General features: G+C 66.2%; 11 protein-coding genes, 2 tRNA genes and 1 pseudogene. 8 read left to right on the top strand and 6 right to left on the bottom strand.

The genetic code is table 11. The features are described 5' to 3' along the window. From WA965_RS04530 to WA965_RS04520, 3 genes are all read left to right on the top strand, one after another. A partial coding sequence (locus tag WA965_RS04530) for a DUF3566 domain-containing protein (protein ID WP_526447146.1) occupies positions 1-693 on the top strand: 693 nt, incomplete at its 5' end. Positions 694-784: 91 nt separating this feature from the next. Next, positions 785-858, top strand: a tRNA-Ile gene (locus WA965_RS04525). Positions 859-999: 141 nt separating this feature from the next. Next, a tRNA-Ala gene (locus WA965_RS04520) sits at positions 1,000-1,072 on the top strand. Between the two features lie 3 nt (positions 1,073-1,075). On the opposite strand, the gene WA965_RS04515 is transcribed toward WA965_RS04520, so the two are convergent. After that, the gene (locus tag WA965_RS04515; RefSeq protein WP_526300494.1) at positions 1,076-2,434 is read right to left on the bottom strand and encodes an L-serine ammonia-lyase; all 1,359 of its coding nucleotides are present in this window, start codon (positions 2,432-2,434) and stop codon (positions 1,076-1,078) included. 17 nt (positions 2,435-2,451) lie between these two features. After that, positions 2,452-2,886 (bottom strand): cell wall synthesis protein CwsA, encoded by a 435-nt coding sequence (gene cwsA, locus WA965_RS04510; protein WP_526300496.1) that lies wholly within the window; start codon positions 2,884-2,886, stop codon positions 2,452-2,454. A gap of 89 nt (positions 2,887-2,975) precedes the next feature. Here cwsA and WA965_RS04505 point away from each other — a divergent pair, with 89 nt between their 5' ends. Further along, positions 2,976-3,521 carry a peptidylprolyl isomerase gene (locus WA965_RS04505; protein WP_178357809.1) on the top strand — a complete coding sequence of 182 codons (546 nt, stop codon included), beginning with the start codon at positions 2,976-2,978 and terminating at the stop codon, positions 3,519-3,521. Positions 3,522-3,587: 66 nt separating this feature from the next. Here the strand turns inward: WA965_RS04505 and WA965_RS04500 are convergent, their stop codons facing one another. Then, the gene (locus tag WA965_RS04500) at positions 3,588-4,013 is read right to left on the bottom strand and encodes a PH domain-containing protein (protein WP_526300498.1); all 426 of its coding nucleotides are present in this window, start codon (positions 4,011-4,013) and stop codon (positions 3,588-3,590) included. Positions 4,014-4,162: 149 nt separating this feature from the next. Further along, on the bottom strand, positions 4,163-4,444 hold the full coding sequence (crgA, locus tag WA965_RS04495) for a cell division protein CrgA (protein ID WP_526300500.1): 282 nt from the start codon (positions 4,442-4,444) through the stop codon (positions 4,163-4,165). Positions 4,445-4,537: 93 nt separating this feature from the next. Between crgA and WA965_RS04490 the strand changes: the two genes are divergently transcribed. The 4 genes from WA965_RS04490 to WA965_RS04475 all read left to right on the top strand — a co-directional run bounded on the left by WA965_RS04490 (position 4,538) and on the right by WA965_RS04475 (position 9,098). Further along, positions 4,538-5,293 carry a DUF881 domain-containing protein gene (locus WA965_RS04490; protein WP_526300502.1) on the top strand — a complete coding sequence of 252 codons (756 nt, stop codon included), beginning with the start codon at positions 4,538-4,540 and terminating at the stop codon, positions 5,291-5,293. Between the two features lie 323 nt (positions 5,294-5,616). After that, entirely contained in the window at positions 5,617-6,801 is a 1,185-nt protein-coding gene (locus WA965_RS04485) for a PE-PPE domain-containing protein (protein ID WP_526447144.1), read from the top strand. Positions 6,802-7,229: 428 nt separating this feature from the next. Then, the gene (locus WA965_RS04480; protein ID WP_526300506.1) at positions 7,230-8,393 is read left to right on the top strand and encodes a PE-PPE domain-containing protein; all 1,164 of its coding nucleotides are present in this window, start codon (positions 7,230-7,232) and stop codon (positions 8,391-8,393) included. A gap of 39 nt (positions 8,394-8,432) precedes the next feature. Beyond that, positions 8,433-9,098 (top strand): aminodeoxychorismate/anthranilate synthase component II, encoded by a 666-nt coding sequence (locus WA965_RS04475; RefSeq protein ID WP_526300507.1) that lies wholly within the window; start codon positions 8,433-8,435, stop codon positions 9,096-9,098. Here WA965_RS04475 and pknB read toward each other — a convergent pair. Next, the gene (gene pknB, locus WA965_RS04470; RefSeq protein WP_526300509.1) at positions 9,076-10,953 is read right to left on the bottom strand and encodes a Stk1 family PASTA domain-containing Ser/Thr kinase; all 1,878 of its coding nucleotides are present in this window, start codon (positions 10,951-10,953) and stop codon (positions 9,076-9,078) included. The two genes, WA965_RS04475 and pknB, sit on opposite strands and share 23 nt — an antisense overlap. Then, positions 10,950-11,294: pseudogene (locus WA965_RS04465) on the bottom strand (serine/threonine protein kinase); the annotation flags it as partial. The pseudogene WA965_RS04465 and the gene pknB, both read right to left, overlap by 4 nt.

Here is an 11,294-nt window from a genome sequence, read left to right as displayed (position 1 = left end):
CGGCTGAACCGGTTCATCGCCGGCGCACCCGCGCCTTCGGCCGCGCCCGAGGCAGAGGCGCCATCGCGTGGTGAGCGCACCGACGTGGTCCGTCCGGAAGGCCTTCGCCAGGATCAGGGACCCCGTCCCGATCAGGGCTCCCGTCCCGACGGTGGTTCCGGTGCGTACGCCAGCGAGCTGCCAGATCTGTCGGGTCCCCCGCCCAGGCCGCAGCAGCAGCGCAAGCCGGTCGAGCGTCCGGTGACCGAGCAACCTGCCAAACCCCCCGGGCAGACGTCGGGCGCGGGCAGAGCGGTCCAGGTCGCCACCCGCCAGCAGCATCACAAGGGCCCGGTGCGGGCCAGCATGCAGATCCGCCGGATCGATCCATGGAGCGCGCTCAAGGTCTCGCTGGTGCTGTCGGTCGCGATGTTCTTCGTGTGGATGATCGCGGTGGCGTTCCTGTATCTGGTGCTCGGCGGCATGGGGGTGTGGAGCAAGCTCAACAGCAACGTCGGCGATCTGTTGACCAGCGCCAGCGGAACCGCCGGCGGTGAGCTCGTGTCCAGCGGCACCATCTTCGGCGGGGCCGCGTTGATCGGCCTGGTGAACATCGTCCTGCTGACCGCCGCCGCGACCATCGGCACGTTCATCTACAACCTGACGACGGACCTGGTGGGCGGCGTCGAGGTCACCCTGGCCGACCGCGACTGACGTCGCAGGCTCTGGGTTTGGGCCACGGCTCACCCGTGCGGTAATCTCGTCGCTCGGCCCCCGCTAGCGGAGGTCCCCCAGTGCGGTTGACGGGGCTATAGCTCAGGCGGTTAGAGCGCTTCGCTGATAACGAAGAGGTCGGAGGTTCGAGTCCTCCTAGCCCCACGGAAGGGTTCACGATCGATGAAGAGGGTGCTTCTGTTCGCCGCCGCAGCTGGTGCGGCCGCCGCGTTGGTCGTGTGGCGGACCCAGCACGGTGCCGAGGTGTGGCACACCGTCGCCGACGTCCCTTCCTGAGATCCACCAGGGGCCTTAGCTCAGTTGGTAGAGCGCTGCCTTTGCAAGGCAGATGTCAGGAGTTCGAATCTCCTAGGCTCCACAATCAACACTCGACGACGTTCAGCGCGAGGCCGCCCAAGGACGTCTCCTTGTACTTGACCGCCATGTCGGCTCCGGTGTCGCGCATGGTCTTGATGGCGGTGTCGAGGCTGACGTGATGCGTGCCGTCGCCGCGCAACGCCATTCGCGCGGCCGTGATGGCCTTCACCGATGCGACGGCGTTGCGTTCGATGCACGGTATCTGCACCAGGCCCCCGACGGGGTCGCAGGTGAGGCCGAGGTTGTGTTCGATGCCGATCTCGGCGGCGTTCTCGACCTGCGCGGGCGTACCGCCCAGCACCGCGGCCAGGCCGGCCGCGGCCATCGAGCACGCTGAGCCCACTTCCCCCTGGCAGCCGACCTCCGCCCCGGAGATCGACGCGTTCGCCTTGAACAACTGCCCGACCGCCGCCGCGGTCAGCAGGAACTCGACGACCCCGTCCTCCGTCGCACCGGGCACGAACCGCCAGTAGAAGTGCAGGACTGCAGGAATGATGCCGGCAGCGCCGTTGGTGGGCGCGGTCACCACCCGGCCACCGGCCGCGTTCTCCTCGTTGACCGCCAGTGCCCAGACCGTGACCCAGTCCATCGCGTACAGCGGATCGGTGGGGTCGGATTCGACTGCCTTCGACAGTGCGTGGGCGCGGCGGCGTACGTGCAGAGCGCCGGGAAGCGTTCCGCCCGTTTCCAACCCGCGGTCCACACACTCACGCATGGCCGACCAGATCTTCAGCAGACGGTCCCGCAGTACCGCCTCGTGGCCGAGCGCAGCCTCGTTGCGAGACACCAGATGTGAGATGCTGCAACCGTTTTCTTCGGCCAACGAAACCAGTTCGGCGCCCGTGTGGAACGGAAAGGGCAGTACGGTGTCGTCGCGGGGACCTGCCGCCGCTTCCTCCTCGTCGACCACGAAACCGCCGCCGACCGAGTAGTACACTCGGCGCTCGAGCAACGAGCCCTCGCCGTCGAACGCCTGGAAGACCATTCCGTTGCTGTGAAAGTCCATGGCCTGCAACGAGAGAACGATATCGGTGGCCATCACGAAGTCGATATCGCGGTCACCGGCCAGGTGTAGCCGGTCGCTTGCGGCGACCGCCTCGACACGGGCGCGTGCCGCGGTGGGATCCACCGTCTCCGGGTCACATCCCTCGAGGCCGAGCACGACAGCACCGGGGGTACCGTGGCCGGCGCCGGTCGCTCCCAACGAGCCGAACAACTCGACCCGCAGCCGCGATACCGCGGCGAGAGTCCCGTCGGCGGCCATGGCGGCGACAAAGCGCCCGGCTGCCCGCATCGGACCGACGGTGTGTGAACTCGACGGCCCGATGCCGATCGAGAACAGATCGAACACCGAGACGGCCACGACAGGACGCCGCGCCGCTAGGGCTTGGGAGTGACGTCGACGCTGGGCGGCAGCGGTGACGGCTCCGGTTGGGACGAGCGACGGATGATCGTGAACGCCGCGGCTCCCCCGGCCAACACCGCCACTCCGATACCGGCCAGCAGCAGGGGCCGGCGGCGACCACGGGAACGGCGGGCCTTGCCGAGAGCCTCCGGAAGGTCGGCCACCACTTCCTGCACGGCAGAGAACTCGGCGGCGATCGCGTCCTGCGCCGACGCCAGGTCGGCCTTCAGCTGTCGGGCGAGCCGGTCTCGGCGGTACCGATTTCCGACCCATGCCGCCGAGGAGCGCACCGAGTCGACCCCGACCCCCAGCGCTCCCCTGGTGACGTCGACCGGTCCGACGGCCGAGTACTTCAGGCCCCGGCCGAGCCGCTGGCCCGGCGTCAATCGGTCCACGGTCTTGGAGCTCATATGCCACCTCTTTCGGACGGACGGACGTCGCGCCTCCAGCCTGCCATCTACGCGTCCGCAAGGTGCCCCGGTTGGCGGGCAGACGTGGCGTGGCAGACTGGCTTCCCGTGACGAGTTCCATTCAGACAGCGACCGCGACCCTGCACACCAACCGCGGCGACATCAAGATCGCCCTGTTCGGAAACCACGCCCCCAAGACGGTGTCGAACTTCGTCGGGCTGGCCCAGGGCACCAAGGACTACAGCACCGAGAACGCCAGTGGCGGCTCGTCCGGACCTTTTTACGACGGCACGGTGTTCCACCGTGTGATCGAAGGTTTCATGCTGCAGGGCGGTGACCCGACCGGCACCGGCCGTGGCGGCCCGGGCTACCAGTTCGCCGACGAGTTCCACCCGGAACTGCAGTTCGACAAGCCCTACCTGCTGGCGATGGCCAACGCAGGCCCGGGCACCAACGGCTCGCAGTTCTTCATCACGGTGGGCAAGACGCCGCACCTGAACCGCAAGCACACGATCTTCGGTGAGGTCGTCGACGCCGAATCGCAGAAGGTCGTCGACGCCATCGCCACCACGGCAACAGACCGCAGTGACCGGCCCACCGAGGCCGTCGTGATCGAGTCGATCACCATCGCTTGATCCCGCCGGAACTGCGTTCCAGCACGAGGAGTTCGAGAAACGCCCTGCTGGAATGCAATTCCGCGGCTAGTTACCGGGGGCGAACCCGGCGTCGCTGAGCGCGTCGAGCACCTGAAGCGGGTCGGTGCCGAGATCCCAGCGACTGAGCACCAGCAGCCGGTCATCGGTGGTGTCGATCTCCAGCAGACGAACCTTGCGCCCTATGCGGCGGAACTCGGTGATCCGGATCAGCTTGATGTCGGCGTGTCCGAGTTCCCGGGTGCGCCAGAAACCGCGGACCACAAGAGTCTCGCCGGAGATTGCCAGTTTCGGCCGTGAACGCCACGACATGACCGCGAACATCAGCAAACCCACCGCGGCGATGCCCACCAACGCGCGCCCAGGAGGGTCTGTGACCAGCGTCACAGCGCCGAAAGCGAGGACGGCCCCCAGAAAGCCGGCACCGACGATGCCTGGCGTAGGCGGACTCCACTCAGTTTGCTGAACGGACAATTCACACCCTCCTACCGTGGCCGATGGGGTTATCCACAAGTGCTATCCCCAATGGGGATGAATCACATCCATGTGATCTGGTGACCACCCGGTTGCGGACAGGCGAACGCCAGGCAGCGAGAATGAATTCATTCCGCGGCAGTTCGGGGTCAACGCCAGCGCATCGTGAGCAGCAGCCCGGTGATCATGAAAGCAAACGCGATGGCGTAGTTCCACACGTTGAGGTCGGACATCCATTGCAGGAAGCTCGGCACGTCGGGTCCGCTGCCGGCCAACTGGAAGACGATCAACCACGTCAGCCCGATCAGCATCAGCCCGCAGAAGAGAACCACGAACCAGGTGCCCGACTGGCCGGCTTTGACCTTCACCGGAGTCCGGCTCACCGGGTTGATGGTGAAGTCGTTCTTCTTGCGGACCTTGGACTTGGGCATGCGTACCTTCGGACGATCGGCGTCGCCAGTGCGACGATGTGTACGGGAAAGCCTAACTCAGCCCCCTTCGCCATCTCACCAGGAGACGACAGGATGGACGACCACAACGGTCCACCCCGATCGGCGTGGCGGTTCGGTGTCCCCGTCGTGTGCGTGGCCGCAGGGCTGCTGTTGGGAGCGACCCACACTGTCTCGGGTGGCGACGAGATCCGCCGTAGTGACGCGCCCCGCCTGGTCGATCTCGTTCGCGAGGCCCAGCAGTCCGTCGACCGGCTGACTTCGGACCGCGACGCCCTGGACAGCCGGGTCGACAATCACCACGGCGGTTCGCCGGGTACGGATCTGGCGCTGACCGCGATCACCGAGCGCGCCGACGCATTGGCCGGGCAGGCCGGCCTGGCGCCGATGCGGGGTCCCGGCCTGGTGGTTACGCTCACCGACGCCCAGCGCGACGCCGAGGGCCGGTTCCCACGCGACGCCTCCCCCGACGACCTGGTCGTGCACCAACAAGACATCCAGGCTGTCCTCACCGCGCTGTGGAGCGCGGGCGCCGAGGGCATCCAGATGCAGGACCAGCGGATCATCGCGACGTCGGCACCACGGTGTGTGGGAAACACGTTGTTGCTCAACGGCCGAACCTACAGTCCGCCGTACGTCATCTCCGCGGTCGGCGATGCCGCAGCCATGCAGGAGGCGTTGTCTGCGGCGCCTCTGGTGACCCTCTACAAGCGGTATGCGGCGCGGTTCGGTCTGGGCTACACCGAGGAGGCCCGGGACGTCGAACTGGTGGGCTATCAGCAGCCCATCCGGCTGAGCTACGCCAGCCCGATCGGCCCACTCGGCTACTAAATTGACGTTGCAGCAAAAGTAGCCAAGCACTATCCATAATGCGAACAGAGCTGTTATACAGGGTTCTGTCAGCGACATGCGCTTACCGGCGATAGCCTGGCAAAGCCGAGTACAGCAATCACATTGCAGAAGAACACACACGGTCGGGACACCGTGGACGCAGTTAGCCGTCGGGCAGGGTCGGCAAAGCCTGGCGGCTGTTGGCGCCACCTTCACGCCGGGCGCATCGGTGCGTGCCCGCGTTTCGGGGCCAGGTGGCAGACGGAGATCGGGGGATCTGAATGCGCTACAACACTCGCCGAACACTGGCAGCAGCACTGTGTATGCCGGCAGCCGTCGTGATGTCGTCGACACCGTCGGCGGGCGCCGCGACGGTTTTGGCGGTAGAAGGAACGCTGCAACTGAGTCGCACCACGCAGAAGGCGTTCGGTGGGGAGTTCTGCCGCCAGAACACCTGTCGCTCGATCAACAACGCCCGTACACCCTTCGACGTGAAACCGGCCTCCCGGCAGCTCCAGACGGCGGTGGACGCCACCGCGGGCACCATCATCCTGATGGGCTACTCGCTCGGCGCGGCATCCATCTACGACCGGATGCGCGAATGGGAGCGGAATCCTTCGCTGGCACCGGATCACGATCGGCTCGTGCTCGTTGTCACCTTCGGCAACCCGGAGAACAGATTTGGTGGAGACAAGGGCCGAAACTCCCACGTGGGCGTCCCCGGCGGGCAGCCCTACCAGCATCTGGACGTGACGATGCAGTACGACAGCGTCGCCGACAGACCGACACGCTGGGGCTGGTACTCGATGATGAACGCCGCCTTCGCCCGGCACATCGACTATTTCCAACCGTCGGACATCAACGACCCGGGCAACCTGATCTACCAGGACCCGGACGGCTCCACGTACATGCTGATCAAGGCCGACGTACTGCCGATGCTGAAGTGGCGCGCCTGGTTCACGTCGGATGAGCGGATGGCAGAACTCGACGCGCAGTACAGACCGCTCATCGAGGCGGACTATGACCGCCCGGACTACGTCGAGCAGGGCGAGGGCGCGGACTGGGGCAGCGGGAACCCGCCGCCGAGCATCACCGAGGTTGCCGACGACGCTCCACTCAACTCCGGCGGCTCCGACAGAGATGACGCGGCCTTCGCGGCGGAAGAGCAGCCAGAAGCTCGGTTCGGCACGGCACGCAAGCCGGCATCCGATGGCCCCGATGAGGCCGATAGCGAAGCAGGAACTGCGGCGCCGGAGGACGCCGCCGATGAGGACAGGCCCGACGACGGACTGGAACCTGCATCGGAAGTCGAAACCAGCAGCAGTGCGGATGACAACCACGAGGCCGCCAACGACGACCATGCCGGGGACGACGAGACCGACGCCGACGCCGACGCCGACGCCGACGCCGACGCCGACGCCGACACCGACACCGACACCGACACCGACCCCGACGATGCCGGGAATGAGGACGCCGGGAATGAGGACGGCGCAGCCAATTCCGAGTGACGGTTTGCGCCGCCACGATATTTTCTTGCGTGCAAATTCTGGATGTGGCATCAACCACCGTCACAAGATCGTCACTGATATCCGACTGGAAGTAGCTGCCCGCCACCTATACCCTTGCGTAAGGCAGCGCCCAGTCTCGTCGTCGATGCAGCAAATCATAGAAATGACAAGCACGTTCTTGGACAAAAGGAATGGCTTGTCCTGACAGGCACCGGCGCTACCGATGACGAGATCAGTTCGCCAGTGCCCCGTCTGGCTAAACGTGCCGACTCGTTAGAAGACCACGGTCAGCGCCCTGCAGCAACGAAGCTGAACATCACGAAATGGGAAGGGCACGCGGAACTCAGATCCGCGGGCAACCCGATCACGACCGGAGGGTCTGAATGAACCGTCACCGCCAGCACGCTCTCGCAGCGACGCTCGTTGCCATGTCCGTGCCGACCGTCATGGCGCTGTCGGCAGCGCCATCCGTGGTCGCGGCCACCGTGATTGCCTCCGAGGGCACCTGGCGGCCCACCGGTGAGGCCCAGTCGGGCTTCAGCGGGGCGTTCTGCGAACAGAACGTCTGCCGCTCGCTCGGCACGGGATCCTTCAGCGCCAGAACCACGTCCCGGCAGATCCAGACGGCCGTTGACGCCACACCGGGTGACATCATCCTGCTCAACTATTCGCTCGGCGCGGCAGGCATGTACGACCGGATGCGCGAGTGGGAGCGGAACCCCGATATCGCGCCGGACCCGGACAGGGTGCTGCTCATCGTGACCTACGGCAACCCGGAGCGAAAGTACGGCGGTGACAACCGCAACAATCCCGGTGCCGGACTGCCCACCATTCAGCCGTACCAACATCTCGACGCCGTCGTGCAGTACGACAGTGTCGCGGATAGCCCCACCCGCTTCGGCTTCTACTCGGCGATCAATGCGGCGTTCTCGCGGCACTTCGGCTACTTCGACGAGGGCGTCGACATCAACGATCCGAACAACCTCGTCTTCCAAGAGGGAAACACCACCTACATGCTGATCCCGGCCGAGACGCTGCCGATGCTCAACTGGGTGCGGCCGTTCGTCTCCGAGGAGCGCCTGGCTGAACTCGACGCTCGGTACCGACCGCTGGTCGAGCGCGACTACGACCGGCCTGACTACATCCAGCAGGGTGAAGGCGCCGACTGGGGCAACGGCAAACCGCCACCGAGCGTGTCAGGCGCCGGCGAGCAGGAGGAGCTGTCTGAGGAGCCCGAAAGCTCCACGGAGACAGTCGTAGTCGAGAACGAGGCGAACGCGCGCACCATGAGTTCGCTGCGCGCCGTCGAGGAGGACGACGAGCAGGCGGATGACGAGACGGAACAGCAGGAGTCCACGATCGGCGAAGCCGCCGACGGTTCCGACGACGAAGTTCAGAGTGGCTCCAGGTCTGCGCCGGCGACGTCGACCGACAAGGACGACGATGACGACGACAAGAGCGACGCCAGTGACGAGCGCGACGATGACAAGACCGACAATGCCGACACGGCCGACAAGAGCACCAAGCGTGACAACGAGAAGAGCCAGTCCAGCGACAAGCGCGACAGCGGAGCCTCGTCAGAAGCAGCCTGACATCTGAGAACGGAAACCCCTGGCGGTAGCCTGTTCGGCATGCAGGTGTTGGTCGTCGACAATTACGACAGCTTCGTGTTCAACCTGGTCCAGTACCTGGGTCAGCTCGGTGTGGACGCGAAGGTCTGGCGCAATGACGACGACCGGTTGGCCGACGAGGTCGGCGTCGCCGAGGAGTTCGACGGTGTGCTGCTCAGCCCCGGACCGGGCACGCCCGAGCGGGCCGGTGCCTCGATCCCATTGGTCCACGCGTGCGCTACCGCAGGCACTCCCCTGCTCGGTGTGTGCCTGGGTCACCAGGCCATCGGGGTGGCATTCGGCGGTACCGTCGATCGCGCACCCGAACTGCTGCACGGCAAGACCAGCACCGTCCATCACTCGAATGCCGGTGTGCTGAAAGGTCTTCCGGATCCATTCACCGCGACGCGGTACCACTCGTTGACGATATTGCCCGATACGGTGCCCGCCGAACTCGAGGTGACCGCACAAACCGAAGGCGGCGTCATCATGGGTGTGCGCCACGTCGACCTGCCGATCCACGGTGTGCAGTTCCACCCCGAATCGATCCTCACCGAAGGCGGGCATCGGATGCTCGCCAACTGGCTCGCCTACTGCGGCGCAGCGCCTGCCGAGGAACTCGTCAGTCGTCTCGAGGATGAGGTGGCCGGCGCCGTGCAGGCCGCTACGACGCGAAGTTCAGCGTGATCCTGGCGCCGAAGTTCACATCGGAGCCCGCCGCCGGACTCTGACGCACCACGGCGTTGGTGCGCTGACCGCTGTTCTGCACGTCGCCGCCCTTGTCGAGGATTCCGGTCCAGCCCAGTGCACGCAGCCGAGGTTCGGCATCGGTCCAGAACATCCCGGACAGGTCGGGCATCACGAACTGGTTGCCCCGCGACACCTGGATCTGGATGAGCGTGTCCTCCGGAACAGTCTGGGCGACAGCGGGATCGGTGCCCAATACCTGCCCGGCCGTCGTGGTGCTGTCGAGTTCGACCGGCACCGAGTTCGCGAAGCCGGAGGCCGAAAGAATCTGCTGACACACCGCTACGGTCTGGCCGACACAGTCGGGCACCACCGCCGTCGCCGGCCCTGTTCCCACGACGACGGTGATCTCGTTGGTGATCGCCGAGGTCTGGTTCGCGGGCGGAACAGTCGACAGCACCCGGTCTCGCTGGTCGGGGAGTGAGGCCGACGCAGTGCGCCGGAAACGCTCGAACCCGGCGGCGGTGAGTTCTTGGACCGCGTCGGCGTAACTCAGACCGGACACGTCGGGCACCTCACGCTGCTCGGGCCCGGTCGAGACGTTGAGGGTGATCTCGTCGCCCGCCGCGACGGACGCGTTGGCCGCCGGATCAGTGCTTATGACGTGATCGGGCGGAACCTCGGAGTCCGGGTTGCGCTGCAGCGTGGTCGTGAAACCGAGGTTCTGCAGTGCGGCGATGGCGTCGTCGGACACCTGACCGCTGACATCGGGAACCTGCACGTCACGGGTTTCTCCGCCGAACGAGTTGATCGCGATGGTGACCACGACGGTGAGCACGGCCAGAATCGCCACCGCCGCCAGCCAGCGCCCGACCGAACCCCGCCGCGCGCGTTCTTCGTAGCGTGGTTGGTGGCGCCCCACCTGATCGAGTTGTTCGGTGCGACCGTCGGACGGTCCCGCGGACAGCAGCGACGTCCGCTCGGCATCAGTGAAGATCTTCGGCGCGTCCGGTGTCTCGCCGCTGTGCACCTTGACCAGATCTGCGCGCATCTCGGCGGCCGTCTGGTAGCGGTTGTCGGGGTTCTTGGCCAACGCCTTCAGCACGACGGCGTCGAGTTCGGGGGAGATGCCGCTGTAGCGCTCCGACGGCGGGACGGGGTCCTCCCGGACGTGCTGGTAGGCCACGGCGACGGGGGAGTCACCGACAAAAGGCGGCTCGCCGGTCAGCATTTCGTAGAGCACACAGCCCAGCGAGTACACGTCGGAGCGGGCGTCGACCTTCACGCCACGGGCCTGTTCGGGCGACAGGTACTGCGCGGTGCCGATCACGGCCGCGGTCTGCGTGACGGGGTTGGCGGCATCGGCCAGCGCGCGGGCGATGCCGAAGTCCATCACCTTCACCGCGCCGGTCTTGCTGATCATGATGTTGGCGGGTTTGACGTCGCGGTGGATGATGCCGTGCTGGTGGCTGAAGTTCAGTGCCTGGCAGGCGTCGGCGATCACCTCGATGGCGCGCTGTGTCGGCATCGGACCCTCGCCGTGCACGATGTCGCGCAGGGTCACGCCGTCGACGTACTCCATCACGATGTAGGGCAGCGGCCCCGTCGACGTCTCCGCCTCGCCCGTGTCGTACACCGCAACGATCGCGGGGTGGTTCAGCGCCGCCGCGTTCTGCGCTTCCCGGCGGAACCGGAGATAGAAACTCGGGTCGCGGGCCAGGTCGGCGCGCAGCACCTTGATCGCGACGTCGCGGTGCAACCGCAGGTCGCGTGCCATGTGGACTTCGGACATTCCGCCGAAACCCAGGATCTCGCCGACTTCGTAGCGGTCGGAAAGGTGCTGTGGGGTTGTCATTGCCGTATCTGTTCTGAGGGCCGTATCTGTTCTGAGGCCGTGAGGTGCCGCGGCACCGCGGGAGCGGCGCTGTCGACGTGTCGTGATACCCAGTATCGGGGCGCTCCATCGCCGCCCGTTCCGATCGGGGCTGCAGCGGGTGTCTCCGGCGGCGCGACCTCGGATGTCGGGGTTTCGGTGACGGTTGGCGGCGGGGTGCTGTCCCTGCGGTCCTGCGCGTTGAGCACGATCAGGATCGCGATCACGATGGCCAACGCACCGAGCACGCCTGCGGCCCACAGCAGCGCACGCTGGCCGGAGGAGAACGTGCGCCTCGCCGGCGGTGCCGAGCGGTGTTGGCT

It is taken from the genome of Mycobacterium sp., from assembly GCF_049683935.1.
Classification (GTDB): Bacteria; Actinomycetota; Actinomycetes; order Mycobacteriales; family Mycobacteriaceae; genus Mycobacterium.
This window is presented reverse-complemented; position numbering and strand designations above follow the sequence as displayed.